Source organism: Chryseobacterium sp. S0630 (assembly GCF_024158915.1).
Lineage (GTDB): Bacteria > Bacteroidota > Bacteroidia > Flavobacteriales > Weeksellaceae > Chryseobacterium.
Genome location: NZ_JAMZGF010000008.1, coordinates 1 through 16,285, shown reverse-complemented (window position 1 = coordinate 16,285; position 16,285 = coordinate 1). Strand labels below are relative to the sequence as shown.

Below are 16,285 nucleotides of genomic sequence, written 5' to 3'. Positions count from 1 at the left end.
AGGTACCGCGAAGAACCCAACAGCCCAGATATGACTTACAGCCCTCATGCCCGTATTAGGTACAAGGGCGTAAGTCTATCATTTTTAGGGCTGTTTAGAAAATTCGCGGTTTTCTGTGCTCCAAATGATAGCTTACGCTTGTTTCGTTAAAATTATTAGAGCTAAGATATAAATAATTTTAAAATTCAACTTTTGAAAAAAATAATCATAAAGCAAAAAAACAGATATAGTTTCAACTCACACTAAATCAAATAAATAAATCATAAACATTAAATTAATAAAAACTTATTCTTTTATAAGAACCAAACAAATACAATAATATTTTAATATATTTACGTCACACTTATGACGGAAAAACTACTTCAATATCTTTGGAACTATAAGATTTTCAAACATTTTGACTTCAAGGATATTGAAGGAAATTCCGTTGAGATCATCCATTTCGGAAAATGGAATAAAAACGCAGGCCCCGATTTTCTTGATGCAAAAATCAAAATCAACGGCTTACTGCTCGCAGGAAATATAGAACTGCATATACGCTCTTCAGACTGGATTTTCCACCATCATTCCCAGGATCCCAATTATCAGAATATTATTCTTCATGTGGTATTTCAGCATGACATAGAAATTCATGAACTTACAGAAAAGCAGGTTCCAACATTGGAATTGCATAATTATATTGATGAAAATATCGTAGGGAAATATGATAAACTTATTAATGGAGACGAATTTATTGCCTGTGAAAAGATTTTTGATCCGAAAAAAGTACCTGTCAATTTTCATGAAGAAAATATCCTGAAAAAACTGGATGAAAAATCTTCAGCGCTTGAACAGAGTTTAAATCTATATAAAAATAATTTTGAAGCTGTTTTATTTCACAGTTTTGCCTATTCATTCGGTTTAAAAGTAAATGCTTCAATTTTCCGGCAGATTGCAGAAAGTATCGATTACAGTATTATTAATAAAATCCGTCAGAATCCTCTTCAGCTTGAAGCTTTGTTATTTGGAATTTCAGGATGGCTTGAGAAACCACAGGACGGGCAGATGAAAATATGGAAAAGAGAATTCGATTTCGTTAAAGCCAAATTTTCCATTCCTGATTTAAAACTCTATCCTAAGTTTTTAAGATTAAGACCTCCCAATTTTCCTACCATCCGATTATCTCAATTAGCAGACCTTTACCAACATCAGAATTTGTTCTCAAAAATTATGGAAGCGAGAAGTGCAGAACAACTCTACTCCATTTTCCAATCTATAAAAGCCTCTGAGTACTGGGATTTTCATTTTAATTTCGGAAGTATTTCCAAAGTACAGCCTAAAACATTGAGCAAAGATTTTATAGATCTTCTCATTGTAAACACGGTAATTCCTTTACAATATGCCTATCACAGATATCATCAGGAAGATATTGCAGACGAAATTATTGAGCTTTACAAAACTGTTGCCGGAGAGAAAAACACTATCATTACAAGCTGGAAAAAACTTGGACTACAGGTCACCAATGCGCTGGAAAGTCAAAGTCTTATTTATCATCATAAAACCTTTTGTGAACCGAAAAATTGTTTATCCTGTACCATTGGATTTAAACTTTTAAAAGAATAACCTGATCTGAAAAGGCTATATCATTCAAAAAACGTTGTCAAAAAAAATTCTTAACTTTGAGTATTAGATTTAATTCTTAAAAACAATCTGGAAATGCTGAGTAATATCCGTCATAAAATGGAAAGAGAGTGGTTTGGTGTACTGACAAGAACAGGTGCCAAGCTGGGAATTCCTGTTTCTAAATTGAGAATTTTCTTCATTTACTCTACTTTTGCAACAGCCGGATTCTTCTTTCTGATCTATTTAGGATTGGCATTCACCCTTTGGATTAAAGATATTTTCATTACCAGAAGACCTAGTGTCTTTGATTTATAAATTATGGAATTTTTACCGATTACTTCTGCAGAAGATCATAGAGTTCAGGAAATCTATACTTCTTACACGACGACTTTTCCTGTAGACGAACAAAGAGATAAAGATCAGTTTGAAAGTTTATTTTCAAATCCTTATGTAGAATTCATGTCTGTTATCCACGAATCGGAAGCTATCGGCTACCTCATCCTTTGGAAGCTGAGTTCTTTTGTTTTTGTAGAACATTTTGAAGTGTTTGAAGCATTCAGAAGCAAAAAATTAGGTTCTCATATCATGAATCATTTATCTGAAAGCTATCCGAGTATTATCCTGGAAATTGAGCCTGCAGAATTGAGTGAAGATGCTTCAAGACGTTATTCTTTTTATCAGAGAAATAATTTCAGTTTGATTGATACCACTCATGTACAGCCTAGCTATGGTGAAGGAAAGAAATCTTTGAACTTATGGCTGCTTGCTAACTACACCCCTGAAAATGTGGAGGAAGCTAAAAAAGAAATTCATAAAATTATTTATGCTTAAAATATAAAACGCCGGAAAGCTATTCCGGCGTTTTTCTTTTACTGATATTTATATTTAATTTACTTCGTACTCCAGTTTGATGGTAATACTGGCTTCTTTTTCTTTGGAAGAGGTATTGAAAGTTCCACCATAAGAATAATCTTCATTGGAATTGGGTGCCGTAATCTGAATTATACCCATGGTTGCCTTTTTCAGATTTCCCAGGCTGCTTCCCGAGTTTTCCGCAATTTTTTCAGCACGTTCTTTTGCATCTTTTGTAGCACTGGCGATCATTTCCTGTTTCACTGTAGCCAGTTTGGTGTAGAAATAAGCTGGTGAAGAAGAAGTGAATTCAATTCCCCGGTTGATAATTTCAGTAATATTTCTGGATAGGTTTTCTATTTTTCCCACTTCTTTACTTTCAATAGAAACCTTTTGTGTAAGATTATATCCGGAGAATTCTCCCTGAACATAGTTCCCGTTTGAATCATTATAGCTTCTGAACTGTTTCTGAATATCTACCGAAGAAAATACGATCTCCTTCTGTTGTATTCCTTTTGAAAGCAGATAGTCATTGATTACTTTTCTATCCATTGCCAGTTCATCATAAGCAGATTTCAGGTCCACATTATTTTTCGAAAAACTTCCGGACCAGGTGATCAGATCTGATGTAAACTGTTTTGTTCCTAATCCTGTTACAGAAATGGTATTTTCAGATTTATTTCTGTTTTTAATAGCATTTCCTAAAAACCCGAGACCAATGACAAAACCTAATGCTGCAATAGCTACTGCAAAAATGTTTTTATTCATAAAATTTGTGAATTTGGATTGTTACTTCATATTGTATCAATTTCTATTCCAATATTTTAAGAATTTATTAACATTCAAATTACTTTTGATTTTGCTGCAATCTCTCTATAAAAAGAGGAGCTGTCTCTTCCAACCTCAGCATAACACCGGAAAGGTTTCTTGCTTTTACATAAGTTCGTACCTGAGGTTTTGCCAGAAATGAAAACTGTATAAATTCTGAAATTCTGTCACCAGGAATTCCGGCTTTGATAAAATATTCATCATCTATTCTGTCCCGAACCCAGGCAATATGTTCCTGAAGATCATCATATCTGTATTGTCTTTTCTGTCTTCTGGCTTTCCCGCTGATCAGATCATATACTCCCTGAACATTGAGGTTTCCTAAAAGTATTGGTAAAAGCACACTTTTCACTTCTGCCGGCTTTTCTCTCATTTTGCCTACCGGCTGCGGAAGACCAACCGCATCTCTTACCTGCTCTCCTTTATCTACTTTGGCTACAATCCGGGAATCTGTTTCCAGATCTCCGGTGAGTTTTTTTACAATTTTCACTTCACCTACATCTCTCGGAATCTGACGAAGTGTAATAAACAGAGGTAAATTATTCCCATTGATAAGAACTCTTCTGGAGACTCTGTTGAAGTCTTCTTTTACAAATCTTAATTCATCGTTAGGATTGGCATCAATAGAAAATATACCTTCAGAATCAGAATATACTTTCTTATCAGTAGACATGTTAATCACGATCACTTTACTCAGATTTTCGCCATTGTCATCCACTATTCGCCCCGTTACTTTCTGTTGGGACAAAACAAAGCTACTGCAAAGAATAAGCAGGAAAAGAAATATTTTTCTTTGTTTTAATGTTTCAATATTTTCAGTGATATAAGCCAACTTTTAATTTATATATTATTCTTGAGTTCCTTCTAGTTTATGTGTTTTACTATATTCCCCGAAGGCAACTTTAATTTCATATTCAACGACACTGACACTAAAATCTTTTCGATATCTTTTCGCTAATGAACGCGTTTTATCAGCATACAGAAGAAATGCATCAATCTGTTCTTCATCCATTCCGTATTTTTTCAGGAAATTCAGATTCACTTCATTTCTTACTCTCCTCAGGAAATCCTGAGTTTCATTATAATTCGCTTTGGTAATTTTAGGTTGTGTTGCCTTCTTTACCAGACCTGATACAGCATTAAATACGCCAAACAGATTTACCTGGCCTACATTAAAATCATGTCCTGTAAAAGTTTTTGATATAGCATTATTAGGTAAGGGTTGATTCAATGGACTTCTCATATAATCCTCCATATCTGATTTTAAAGCCTGAAGTTTTCTGGATTCATTATAGTGCTGATTATCTTTTGCCAGATTTCCGGTAGGTTTATACTTAATTTTAACCTCAGGAATTTGAATTTCCATTTTCTTTAGGATAATATTGAGCTGAGCATTGATCTCTTCTTTGGTTATTTTTTTATCAACACGATAATATCCTTCTTTTACAAATCTGATCTCATCATTTTCTTTGGCTTCGATTTCAAAATTCCCGGACATATCGCTTAATGTGCTTTTATTCCCGGAGATATTAACAACGAGTACAGGTGCTAAATCCAGTTCATCTCCTGTTATTACCTTCCCTGATATTTTTTGTTGTCCCCACAATCCTTGAGCGATACAAAAAAGCGCAAGAAACAAAAACCTTTTGATATATTTAATTTCCATCTATCTTTGAGTTTGTGGAGCACGATAAGATGAAATTCTTGTCAGGACAAAACGTTGAAACCTGTTCAGATCCGCATCACTGCAAAATCCATATTTCAGAATCTTTTTCCTTTCAAAGCCACCAGCAAAAACGTAATAAATAAAATGATCTATCAGAGGTTTTTCTATTTTAAGATTGGTAAAATAATCATCACCAAGGCTTGCTCTGATGTACTTCATTAAATCTACATCATCCCATTTATTTTTAACTTTTCCTATAAAAAATCCCTCTCCTTTTGGTTGTACAAATTCTCCGGGTCTTGCTGCCAATATTCTCGGATCTGATTTCTGAGCAATGTACTGATCCATTTCTTTGATCAGTTTTTCCACCTTCTTCGGCTTATTGTAAAGTTTTGAATCAATTTTAAGGTTTCCGGTAAGCCCTTGTTTTACTTCCACTTCAGGAATCTGAATAGTTTGGCGAACCATACTTATATTCATAGGAGACTGGGTATTTTCCTGAGAAACTCTTTTTGTGAGACGCTCATAACCTGCTTTTATAAACCGTAGTTCATCTCCCTGCCTTCCGGAAATCATAAAATGACCATCCCGGTTTGAAACCACTATTTCGTCAGTTCTGATATTTACGACATTCACATCCTGCATTTCAGCACCATTTTCAGAAATGATCTTACCAAATATATAGCTTTGGGCATGGGTTTGGATAAAAAGAATAAAGGATAAGAAAAAGAATAGTTTAAGTTTCACGGGCTATTTTTTATAAAGCAAAGCTAAAATTATTTTTAATTTATCCCATAAGTTTAACCACAGTTAACGCGTTTTAATATTTCTTTTTAATTTTTACCTTCTAAACTGTTAAATCGGCTGATTAAATTGTTAAAATTTCTTTTAAATTTTAGCTAACTTGCAGTCTCAATTCTCTTTCAACAATGCAAAATTCTTACACAGTCATCAATGCTTCTGCCGGATCCGGGAAAACATATGCCCTGGTACAAAGGCTTCTGATGATCTGTCTCCGCTATCCTAATCAACAGCAGTCGATCAGGAATATACTCGCACTGACTTTCACCAACAAGGCAGCGAATGAGATGAAGGAAAGAATTTTATCCTGGCTGGGAAATTTCTCTGCGAAAGAGTATACTGAAAATACAGATCTGAAAAATATCCAGAAAGCATTTGAAGAACAAGGTTTGAAAATTACCATTGATGAGCTTCATCACCGTTCTAAAAAACTACTGGATTACGTTCTCCACAATTATTCCACACTGAATATCGGAACGATTGACCGTTTCAACTCAAGATTGGTAAGAAGTTTTTCCTATGAATTAGGACTGGCGAAAAATTTTAATCTTGAAATTGAAGCTGAGCCATTTCTGATAGAAGCCGTTGATAAAATGCTGGATCAGATTGGTGAGAATGAAAACATCTCCAATTCTTTCATGGATTATGTAGATTATAGTCTTGAAAATAACGAAAGGATTAATCTTAACAAAAATCTTTATGATTCTGCGAAGGAATTTGTAAAGGATATTCACTACGAACATCTGAAAAGCAATAAAAGTTTTGACGATGCCAATTATGAGAATATAAAGAATACGCTTCGTAAAGAGATTGTTCTCAATAAAAAACAGTCTGCAGAGCTGGCTGCCGGTTCTATTGAATTATTCAAATCAAGAAATATTGATATTGAAGATTTTGCTCAGGGTAAAAACGGAATCGGAGGCTTCTTTACTAAGGTTATAGATTTTTATCAACAGAAAAGAGCTGGTTTTCCTTTCCCTACAACTCAGGAAGAATCTGTTATCAATAATTACAGAAAAGGAGCGTCTTCAAAATCCAAACATAAAGAAGCTGAAATTTTCGAAATCCTTGACCAGCTTCTCGACAACAGAATGAAACTGATTCTTCTGTACATCGAGACCCAAAAGAAAGAGAAAGTTTTATCTGCTCTTCTTCCTTTAAAGGTAAATAAAGATATTCAGGATGAGCTCCAAAAGATTGAGGAGGAAAATGATCTTGTTCTTCTTTCTAAATTCAATATTCTGATCAATGAAAATCTTAAAAATGAACCTTCGGCTTTTATTTATGAAAAAGTAGGTTCACAGTTTCAGCATTATTTCTTTGATGAGTTTCAGGATACATCGGAACTGCAGTGGCAGAATTTTGTTCCACTGAGAGATCACAGTGTTTCTACAGAATACACTTCATTTACATTGGTGGGTGATCCCAAGCAGAGTATTTACCGATTCCGTGGTGGAGAAAGTAAACTGATGCTGGACATTATCAACAAAAAGGAGTTTTCACCTAAGGAAGCTGATCTTCTGGTTCTAAAAGACAACTGGAGAAGTGCGAGAAACATTGTACAATTCAACAATGAGCTGTACCGCTTTCATTCTGAAGGACTGTTGGAAGAGCATAAAAATATTTTCGGGGCAGATGCCGAGCAAAATCCAAAGTCTAAAATGGATGGACGTGTAAAGGTAAATCTGATTGAAAATCTTACGAATGAAGAATTTTATACTGATACTTCAGAAAGGATGCGGAAAGATATTCAGGAATGCCTGGATAATGGTTTTAAGTTTTCAGATATTACGATTCTTTGCCGTGGAAATTTTGATATTTTCAGTTATTCTCAAAAGCTGGGAAGCTTAAAGGTGAAGTATAAAGGAGAAGAAACGAATATTAAAACGATTTCCGATAAAGGGCTTACGCTGGAACTTTCCAATACCTTAAAGGCGGTTATTGAATTTCTTCGCTGGGAACTCAATTCAAAGAATAAACATTGTCTGATTATGATGATGTACCATCTGAATACATTGGGAAAAATTGATATGCCGGATTTCACTTTAGGAATGAAAGAAATTCTGGATATTGAAGGACATGAAGAAATTCTGCAGTTTATTCAGCAAAAATATTCACTACAGCTTAAACAGGATAACTTCCCGAGGTTCAATCTTTATAATTTTATTGAATATTACATCAACGAATTTTCTGTTGAAAATAAAGAAACAGACTTTCTACTGAACTTCCTGGAAATGCTTTTCAACTTTACGCAGAATGCCGGTGCCAGTACCAAAGAGTTTCTGAAATATTGGGACGAAGAAGCTTCATCATACACTATTCAGGCTTCGGAAAATATTGATGCCGTTCAGATCATGACTATCCATAAGTCTAAAGGACTGGAATTCCCGATTGTTTTTATCCCTATGATGAACAAAAACCGGGACAGTGAATTTACCAACTGGTTTGATACCAACGAAAATGAAGCATTAAAATCCGTCAACATCAACCAGTTCAGTAAAAATCTGGAAGTTTATGATGATGAAATTCTGTTTTTCAATACTAAAAATTCTTATAAAAACCTGATTGACAGATTATGTCTTCAGTATGTTGCGACTACAAGACCTGTTGAACAGCTGTTTTTTTATCTTCAAAAGGCCAATAAGACTTCCAATAACCTGGAGCTACTGGAATTCCTTCAAACAAAAAATCCTGAACAGGCTGATGAGTTTGATGTGTATGTCGTAAATCCTGAGATGCTGAAGAAATATTCAAAAGAGAAGAGTTCTTCTTTTAAAACCCAGAATATCCAAAATCTGAAGAATGTTAATGAAAAAAGTACTTCTATCAAGATTGCAACACCTTCAAAAAACTATCAGGTACGAAATGAAAAAGTAAGAATCGGGCTTTTTGTGCATGAACTTTTATCGAAAATCAATACCGAAAAAGATATAGTGAAAGTATTGGACGGGTATGCTCTGGAAGGCCAGATTACGCTGGAGGAAAAAAATGAGATACAGCTTACGCTACAGGAAATTGTCAGAACTTATGCAGAATTCTTTGATGAAAAATGGGAAGTAATCAATGAAAAAGATATCATGATTTCTGAAAGAGGAGAAAGCCATATATTCAGGCCAGACCGTATTTTAAAGGGAGAAGAAGGGTATATCATTGTTGATTTCAAAACCGGTGAACAAAAAGCGAAGGATGAAGCACAGGTAGAAGGATATAAAAATATTCTTGAACGCCTGGGTAAAAAAGTAATCAAAACTCAGATTATTTATCTATAATTTAAACATTCCCAAAAGGTTAATATCATAATTCTTGTAAAAAATCTTTCAAAATAGAAAAGGTTTTATTATTTTTATTCAGTACGAATAAAATATAGTCTTTGATTATATTTTGATTACAACTAACCAACCATGAGAATATATTTAACTTCCCTTGTAATAAGTCTGATTATGATGTTGTTTTCTACAATGGTCATTTATCATATTGTGGATTACTTAGATTCATCTGCTACAGAAGATAACCGTCATTATATGTCTACTGAAAACATTGCCAACTCGTTGTTTCTGAGCTTTGTATTGGGAGCAGTCGTTTTTATTTCTGCAGTGAGAATACAAAGACCTACGTATAAGAAATAACGATATTATCATACAATAAAAAAAACCGCTATTCCTGAGGATAACGGTTTTATATTTTGAAGAATTTTCAATCTTAAGCGGTTGTATCAGGAGTAAATACTCTCTGAGACAATTCCTGATCAAAAAGGTATAATGCAGATGGATTATCGCATACCATTTTGATTTTTGTTACGTATTGAGAAGCACTTGCTTCTTCTTCTACCTGTTCGTTGATAAACCACTGCAGGAATGATGTTGTTGCAAAATCTCCTTCTTCGTTTGCATTTTTTACAATATTGAAAATACTTTTAGTTACGATTTTCTCATGTGCTAATGCTTTTTCAAAAATATCTGTTGCATTTTCGAACTCATGGGGTGGCTTTGGAATTTCTCCGATGATAATTTCTCCTCCTACATCATTCAAATAATCAAACATTTTATCTGCATGCATCAATTCTTCTTTGCTCTGTACTCTGAAATAGTTGGCAATTCCATCCAGATCTTTTCCAGAAAACCATGCAGACATTGAAAGATAATATTGAGCGGCGTATTGTTCGTGGGCAATTTGTTCGTTAATTAATTTTGCAATTTTTTCGCTAACCATAAGTATTAAATTTATAGTCAAAAATAGGGAATAAAAGCCCGAAATCAAAAGTTTTAAAGAAAATTAATACAAAAAGGATGGAAAACTATCCATCCTTAACACATTAAAAAACTAAAATTACAAACTGTTATTTTACTTCAGCAGTTCCCGTATTCATTGGCTTTTTCATCATTCTTCTTTCCTTCATTGCCATTTTCATTTTCTCTGCTTTAGCTTTTCTGTCAGCCTGCCATTTATCATATTGATCAGGAGTAAGGATTTTTTTCATATCAGTATCCATCTGTGCTCTTTTGGCCTGCATTTCCTGCATCTTAGCTTGTCTGTCTACTTTATTTTTGTCGAATTCCGCCTTCATTTCAGCTTTTCTTTTATCCTGAAGTGCCTTTATCTGAGCTACCTGAGATGAGTTAAGATTAAGGTCTTTTTGCATCTGGTCTAAACGTTCCTGTTGTTTCTGTTCCATTTTCTGCTTCATTTCAACCGCTCTTGCCTGTCTGTCTTGTGGAGTTGTAGTCTGTTGTGCCATTGCAAAACCTCCCATTCCGATAAATGCTATTGCTAAAACTAATTTTTTCATCTTTTTAAAATTTAATTAATTGTTATTTTGTTATTATATCTTTTTGATTATGAATTAAAACACAAGTTAAATTGACAAATTCATAAATAATGTTAAATTTTAATAAAAATAAATTAACAAAACAGCAAAAAAAGGACAGATTATAAAAACCTGTCCTTCACACCACTTAAATATAATATATGAAAATTAATTCCTTACTAAACTGCCTCTAAAACCGCCACCGCTATTACCACGGTTCTCTTGTCTTGGTGCAGAATTTTCAGATTTTTGTCTGAAGCCTCCATTATTCCCTCTGAATCCGCCATTATCTTCTCTTTTAGGAGCTTCTCTTCTTACATCACTGTTTCCTCTGAAACCGCCTCCATTATTATTTCTGAAGCCTCCGTTATCGGCATTTCCTCTGTTTCCTCCATTATCAGAATTCCCTCTGAAACCGCCTTCATTGCTGTTTCTGAAACCACCATTACTTTCATTTCTGAAACCGGAATTATTGTTATTTCCGTTATTTCCACGGAACCCTCCTGAGTTTCCATTGCTTCTTGTGTTTCTGAAACCGTTATCTGGTCTGCTGTCTCTTCTGATAATATCAAAAGTAGGATTATCCATTCTGCGGAATCTTGATCGGTCTACCCTGTAAATATTGATATTAATATTTCTATATCTTGGCATTACAGTATATCTCGGTACATAATAAGTTCTTCTGTAATTCTGAAAATACACTATCGGGCTTGAACCTCTGTAATAGTTATTCTGGAAAACTACAAATACTCTTGGTCCTAAGATTCTTTCCAGAGCATAAAACCTGTCATAATACCATCTGTCCGGATTATATCTGTAGAAATTATTCCATGCTGTAAAACTTGCATACAGATTATTCAATCTCATAATCTGATCTACCTGCCATCTGCTTAATCTGTTCTGTACGAAAAATCCGTTCCAGTCTATATTAATAATACTTCCTCTGTAGTCGTTATAATAGCTTTGGTAATAATTACTTGGATAATAGTCCTGAGGATAATTGTAATAATAATCGTCAGGGAAATAATTTCTATCATCTTGATCACTGTAATAACCTCCATCATTCTGATAATAACCATCATCATCCCAACCATTATTCGGATACTGCTGAGCCGACGTTAAAATGCCTAACCCAAGAGCTAATCCCAAAAATATTTTTTTCATCTCTATAGTCGTTAATTGGTTAATATATAGCAGAATATCTTAATTCTATCTTTTTGATACAAATAAAAAAAAGAAGTTAAATCATAAGATCAAACTTCTTTTAAATTATTTATAACTAACTGATAATCAATTGTTAAATTTACATCCTTCCACTATCTTTTACCCAGTGAGCAATTTTATTGTTGAAAGATTTCTGCTCTTTCAGGTCTTCAAGTTTGATATGCATTCTGTAGCACCAATAATGTGGAAAAACTGCAGGATTGTTGATTCTTTCGTTATCCATTTTCTTATTGGTAAGTTCTGCATCCGTCGCCAGAAACTCCTGAATCGGGAAAATAGCCAGCATAGCTTCATTATATAAATGCTGCTTCATAATGATCTCTGCAAGATGAGGATTGAGATCTTCAGGAGCTTTTCCGTACTGTATCAGCTGTTGGTTGTAATATTTCTGTGTCAATGCAGGATCTTCTTTCCACCATTGTCTCAATGTGGAACTGTCGTGAGAAGAAGCTGTCACCACATTCATATAATTGGCATTCTTAGGATTATAGAATGGAATATTTTCAGAAGGCATTCTCTGTACTTTAAGGGCTATAATAGCCAATTCATCCATCACAATGGGTACGCAGGCAGGAACCATCCCCAGGTCTTCACCGCAGATCAGCATTTTAGTAGCATTCAGGATAACCGGAAGTTTCTCCATAGCCTTTTCAAACCATAAGTGATCCTGTCTTCTGAAGAAGTAATCATGATACAGATCATAAATACTTTTCTGTTCTGATTCAGGAAGGTATTGATAAGATTCCGTATTGTAAACATTGAATCTCGGATGGTAAACTGTTTTCCCGTTTCTTTCTTCTGTTAAAAACAAAACATTGGCACAAAGGGAAACTAATTTTTCTTCAATAGAACCATGTGGTTTTTTCTTAAAAAAGTTAACGAGTTTTCTCTGGGTATCAAATTCTTCTTTGAAAGTATAAGTACCATCTTCATTACGGTTCATAAACTCAAGAGCTTTTCCGCTTTCTTCACCAAAATAATCCCATAAGATCTTATTGTTGATAAAAGGTTTACAGTATCTGTCAAAACTGAACGGAATCTGCCAGGCTTTAAATTCATCCGCTACAATAGGAACAGCTGGATAAAAGTACCCTAAAATTCCCTGTACAGCAGAAATTGGCATTCTCCATATTCTGAAGAATCCTAAAATATGATCAATTCTCATGGCATCAAAATACTGTTCCAGTGCTTTGAATCTGTTTTTCCACCATTTGTAATCGTCTGCTTTCATCGCTTCCCAATTGTATGTTGGGAACTCCCAGTTTTGGCCCAGTTCAGTAAACTGGTCAGGAGGTGCACCAGCCTGGAAATCCATACCGAATAATTCCGGTTCTGTCCAGGCTTCTACAGAATATCTGTAAATACCAATGGGAAGATCTCCCTTCAACGAAACTCCCAGGTTATGGGTATAATCAACAGCCTCTTTCAGCTGTACATGTAATTGATATTGTACCCAGGCATGAAGCATTGAGGTATCGTAATCTTTATTTTTCGTTGTAAAAAATTGTGAGATCTTTCCTGCAATATACTTTTTGTGGGTCTTCCACTCGTTGAAATTAGGTGTTTTATATTTGTCTCTCAAAACACAGAACGCAGAATAAGGAACAAGCCAATATTCATTATCCTTGATGAATTTTTTGAAATTTCTGTCTTTATAAATTTTATCCTTTTCCTTGTTGAAAACAGCGGTAAGATATTTCCACTTTCCCTCTATCACCTTTTCATAATCAATCAGATCCAGAGCATTTAAATGTTCTTTTTCATATAGATACTCTTTAACTAATTCTTTCGGTAAAGAATAATCAAGACTTTCTAAAGAGATATACTGTGGATGCAAAGCATATACGGATACAGCTGCATAAGGATAAGAATCCGTCCAGGAATAATTAGCTGTTGTATCATTGATCGGAAGAATCTGAATAATTCCAAGATTGGTTTCTTTAGTCCAATCTGCCAGTTTTTTAAGATCTGTAAATTCTCCCACTCCAAATCCGTCTTCACTTCTCAAAGAGAATACGGGAATTGCTACACCGGCATCATGATACATCTGATATCCTTTGAACCTGAAATAATGGTTGGAAACAACCTGCAAAACATCAGATAATTGGTTAGCTACCGTAAATCTGTTTTCTCCGGTTTCTACATCAATAACCCTATTTTCTTTAGTATCGTAAATACAATATTTGAATTGGATAAATTCATTCTCCGGAATTTCAACGGAAGCTTCCCACATTCCAAAATCTGTCTGATTCAGATGAACCACTTTTTCGTAGCTCCAGTTTCCTAAAGATGCTGTACTTCCGAAAAGAACAATCCTCCAATCCGGATTATAAATAGGAGCTTCTATTCTAAAGAGATGGGTATGTTTTTTTAAAACAGTAACTTTTTCAGGAATAAAGTCGTGCAGTTTATTGTAAAGAATTTTATTATTTAAATAATTCTCGGGAAAGTTTTTGTTATTCCATTCATCAAAAATGATAAATTCCTTATAATTATGTGGAAAACTCAGATGATGTCCCACAAATTCTTCCCTTAATACATTTCCTTTTTCATTCACTACTCGATAATGATAGGAAATGAATTTTGAAAAATAGTCTACTTCACATTTCCATACACCATTCTCCGCGTAAAACATAGTATGGACATGTAAGGCATTCTCCTCTTCACCAAATACCAGCTGCAGGTTTTCTCCAGCATTTACAATATATCCTACATTAAAGTATAGTTTCATCTATATTTTTTTATAAAAGTACATTTTAATATCGAAAAATAAAACTTATTGGATATCAAATAATCATTAAAAAACCTTCTCAAAATAATTTGAAAAGGTCTTTATATACTGAATTGTAGCACTCTATTATCTTGTTACCAGAATCTTTTTATTAAATATTATTTTTCCTGATTCATCAGCAATATTCACAATATAAGCTCCTGCTACCAACCCTTTAAGATATACTTTTTCATCCAATGAACCCTCTTTCACAGACAGGTTCTGAGTCATTACATTTTTACCAGCCATATCAAAAATGTTCAGTTTAATGGAACCTTTTACATTGTTATTAATATGAACGTTGATATAATGTTCATCAACTCTTGTTGGATAAATATCAAGATTAGCAGCCAGAGTATTTACTGTTGAAGATTTATCATTAGCAAAATATTTACTTGCTAAATCATAAATATGCAGTCCTTCTTCTCCCGGAAGTTGTTTCGCTTGTAAAGTTGTCAGATCAACCTCGTATAAAGCTCCTCCTTTTGCACTAGCTACTACAACCTTTCCTTGGGCGTTTACTGCGGAACCATTGACTGAATAGTTATCAGGAATACCTGCAATTTTACCTATAAATTTAGCTTTCAAATCTTTGGTCAAGACTTTGAAAACATTTCCTGAAGCTGCAAAAACATAGAAGTTATTATCTGCATCAGCAATCATATCACCTCCAAAACCGGTTTCCATTGCAGTAAATGAATTTCTGCCATTTGAAGGATCATCTTTAATCATTCCTAGATCATTTACATTGTATTGTCCGGCTTCTTTTCTGATTTCTAAAAACTGTGTTCCTGCATTATTTACCGCATAAATGTTTCCGTTATATCCGGTTGCCATTCTGGTAATATGAGAATTAATATCACATGATGATACTCTTGCCACATTATTTTCCACTAAGGTAATTTCTTTTGTCTTTGGATTCAAAACATAAATATTCGAAGAAAACATAGGCATGTATACCAGATTATTATTCGAAGAATCATAGGCAAGAGCAGCTAATGTTACGGCTTGAGAATGATTGTAAGAATTTTTGTCTTCTGCTACAACACCTTTTCTTGTTTGGGAAAATACTTTTGATGAAGATTCGGCAGTAAAAAACTTCTCTCTTGAAGTTCCACTAACCCCATCAATTGCCCTAAAATCGTTGAAAGTAATACTTTGGGTATCTTTTCCTGTAATCGCAAAGAAATCCTGTTGTGCCTGTGCATTCACACCTAATAACAGTAAAAACAGAGGGAATAAATGTTTTTTCATATCATATATTTTTAGATTCGTAATCGTTTTTATCTTACTAAGTTACATAATTTTTGAATTAGAAAATTAAAAATCCCTGGTATTTGAATAAAATTTAAATAGGGACACTGGAGAGATGAAAAATAATGAATGACGAGTTTCGTGATACGAGGTTATGGAGTCAGAATTAGAATGATTGGTTATAAATTTTTGTTCTACTATCTTCTTTATTTCAAGTGTCACATTGCTATACCATTGTGTCATTCCGTAAGAATCAAGGTTCATGTATGAGAGGTTTAAAGAATGTAAGATGACAAGAAAATGTCTAAGTTTTTTAGCAGTCAGTATCAGCAGTGTCATGCTGAGCGGAGTCGAAGCATTTTAATAAGAAGAAATTATATTTCTGTTATTTTAATTCCACGAAAGAGCTTTATTTAGACTCCTACGGAGTGACAGACTGGGTTGGAATAAAGAATAGTATTGAAGGTAAAGACCCATTGTTGGA

General features: G+C 34.0%; 14 protein-coding genes. 5 read left to right on the top strand and 9 right to left on the bottom strand.

Going from position 1 to position 16,285, the window contains the following annotated elements; genetic code table 11:
• Positions 1 to 345: 345 nt before the first annotated feature.
• From NK356_RS05470 to NK356_RS05460, 3 genes are all read left to right on the top strand, one after another.
• Positions 346 to 1,602, top strand: coding sequence for a DUF2851 family protein (locus NK356_RS05470; RefSeq protein WP_253316407.1), 1,257 nt, complete (start codon positions 346 to 348; stop codon positions 1,600 to 1,602).
• A 93-nt stretch (positions 1,603 to 1,695) separates the two neighbouring features.
• Complete coding sequence (locus NK356_RS05465) at positions 1,696 to 1,917, top strand: PspC family transcriptional regulator (protein WP_034695702.1); 222 nt, start codon at positions 1,696 to 1,698, stop codon at positions 1,915 to 1,917.
• Between the two features lie 3 nt (positions 1,918 to 1,920).
• Positions 1,921 to 2,433, top strand: coding sequence for a GNAT family N-acetyltransferase (locus NK356_RS05460; RefSeq protein WP_253316406.1), 513 nt, complete (start codon positions 1,921 to 1,923; stop codon positions 2,431 to 2,433).
• 54 nt (positions 2,434 to 2,487) lie between these two features.
• Here NK356_RS05460 and NK356_RS05455 read toward each other — a convergent pair whose 3' ends face one another.
• The 4 genes from NK356_RS05455 to NK356_RS05440 form a co-directional block, all read right to left on the bottom strand.
• Positions 2,488 to 3,222 (bottom strand): SIMPL domain-containing protein, encoded by a 735-nt coding sequence (locus tag NK356_RS05455; RefSeq protein ID WP_034695695.1) that lies wholly within the window; start codon positions 3,220 to 3,222, stop codon positions 2,488 to 2,490.
• Between the two features lie 79 nt (positions 3,223 to 3,301).
• Complete coding sequence (locus NK356_RS05450) at positions 3,302 to 4,114, bottom strand: carboxypeptidase-like regulatory domain-containing protein (protein ID WP_253316405.1); 813 nt, start codon at positions 4,112 to 4,114, stop codon at positions 3,302 to 3,304.
• A gap of 15 nt (positions 4,115 to 4,129) precedes the next feature.
• Positions 4,130 to 4,948, bottom strand: a complete 819-nt coding sequence (locus NK356_RS05445) for a hypothetical protein (protein WP_253316404.1) — start codon at positions 4,946 to 4,948, stop codon at positions 4,130 to 4,132.
• The gene (locus NK356_RS05440; protein WP_034695688.1) at positions 4,949 to 5,695 is read right to left on the bottom strand and encodes a hypothetical protein; all 747 of its coding nucleotides are present in this window, start codon (positions 5,693 to 5,695) and stop codon (positions 4,949 to 4,951) included.
• Positions 5,696 to 5,877: 182 nt separating this feature from the next.
• Here NK356_RS05440 and NK356_RS05435 point away from each other — a divergent pair, with 182 nt between their 5' ends.
• Both NK356_RS05435 and NK356_RS05430 read left to right on the top strand, forming a co-directional pair.
• Positions 5,878 to 9,018: an exodeoxyribonuclease V subunit beta gene (locus NK356_RS05435; protein WP_253316403.1), complete on the top strand. Its 3,141-nt coding sequence runs from the start codon at positions 5,878 to 5,880 to the stop codon at positions 9,016 to 9,018.
• A gap of 132 nt (positions 9,019 to 9,150) precedes the next feature.
• Positions 9,151 to 9,375, top strand: coding sequence for a hypothetical protein (locus NK356_RS05430; RefSeq protein ID WP_034695683.1), 225 nt, complete (start codon positions 9,151 to 9,153; stop codon positions 9,373 to 9,375).
• Positions 9,376 to 9,448: 73 nt separating this feature from the next.
• Here the strand turns inward: NK356_RS05430 and NK356_RS05425 are convergent, their stop codons facing one another.
• The 5 genes from NK356_RS05425 to NK356_RS05405 all read right to left on the bottom strand — a co-directional run bounded on the left by NK356_RS05425 (position 9,449) and on the right by NK356_RS05405 (position 15,801).
• Complete coding sequence (locus tag NK356_RS05425; RefSeq protein ID WP_002981834.1) at positions 9,449 to 9,958, bottom strand: ferritin; 510 nt, start codon at positions 9,956 to 9,958, stop codon at positions 9,449 to 9,451.
• Between the two features lie 127 nt (positions 9,959 to 10,085).
• On the bottom strand, positions 10,086 to 10,535 hold the full coding sequence (locus tag NK356_RS05420) for a hypothetical protein (RefSeq protein ID WP_034695675.1): 450 nt from the start codon (positions 10,533 to 10,535) through the stop codon (positions 10,086 to 10,088).
• 186 nt (positions 10,536 to 10,721) lie between these two features.
• Positions 10,722 to 11,717, bottom strand: a complete 996-nt coding sequence (locus NK356_RS05415) for a hypothetical protein (protein WP_253316402.1) — start codon at positions 11,715 to 11,717, stop codon at positions 10,722 to 10,724.
• 139 nt (positions 11,718 to 11,856) lie between these two features.
• A complete protein-coding gene (locus NK356_RS05410) occupies positions 11,857 to 14,508 on the bottom strand; it encodes a 4-alpha-glucanotransferase (protein WP_253316401.1) in 2,652 nt (883 codons plus the stop codon).
• Positions 14,509 to 14,634: 126 nt separating this feature from the next.
• Positions 14,635 to 15,801: a T9SS type A sorting domain-containing protein gene (locus NK356_RS05405; protein WP_253316400.1), complete on the bottom strand. Its 1,167-nt coding sequence runs from the start codon at positions 15,799 to 15,801 to the stop codon at positions 14,635 to 14,637.
• Between the last annotated feature and the right edge of the window lie 484 nt (positions 15,802 to 16,285).

Coding starts and splice junctions, on each gene's coding strand:
- NK356_RS05470 (WP_253316407.1), top strand. CDS start 346: ATGACGGAAAAACTACTTCAATATCTTTGGAACTATAAGATTTTCAAA.
- NK356_RS05465 (WP_034695702.1), top strand. CDS start 1,696: ATGCTGAGTAATATCCGTCATAAAATGGAAAGAGAGTGGTTTGGTGTA.
- NK356_RS05460 (WP_253316406.1), top strand. CDS start 1,921: ATGGAATTTTTACCGATTACTTCTGCAGAAGATCATAGAGTTCAGGAA.
- NK356_RS05455 (WP_034695695.1), bottom strand. CDS start 3,222: ATGAATAAAAACATTTTTGCAGTAGCTATTGCAGCATTAGGTTTTGTC.
- NK356_RS05445 (WP_253316404.1), bottom strand. CDS start 4,948: ATGGAAATTAAATATATCAAAAGGTTTTTGTTTCTTGCGCTTTTTTGT.
- NK356_RS05435 (WP_253316403.1), top strand. CDS start 5,878: ATGCAAAATTCTTACACAGTCATCAATGCTTCTGCCGGATCCGGGAAA.
- NK356_RS05430 (WP_034695683.1), top strand. CDS start 9,151: ATGAGAATATATTTAACTTCCCTTGTAATAAGTCTGATTATGATGTTG.
- NK356_RS05425 (WP_002981834.1), bottom strand. CDS start 9,958: ATGGTTAGCGAAAAAATTGCAAAATTAATTAACGAACAAATTGCCCAC.
- NK356_RS05420 (WP_034695675.1), bottom strand. CDS start 10,535: ATGAAAAAATTAGTTTTAGCAATAGCATTTATCGGAATGGGAGGTTTT.
- NK356_RS05415 (WP_253316402.1), bottom strand. CDS start 11,717: ATGAAAAAAATATTTTTGGGATTAGCTCTTGGGTTAGGCATTTTAACG.
- NK356_RS05410 (WP_253316401.1), bottom strand. CDS start 14,508: ATGAAACTATACTTTAATGTAGGATATATTGTAAATGCTGGAGAAAAC.
- NK356_RS05405 (WP_253316400.1), bottom strand. CDS start 15,801: ATGAAAAAACATTTATTCCCTCTGTTTTTACTGTTATTAGGTGTGAAT.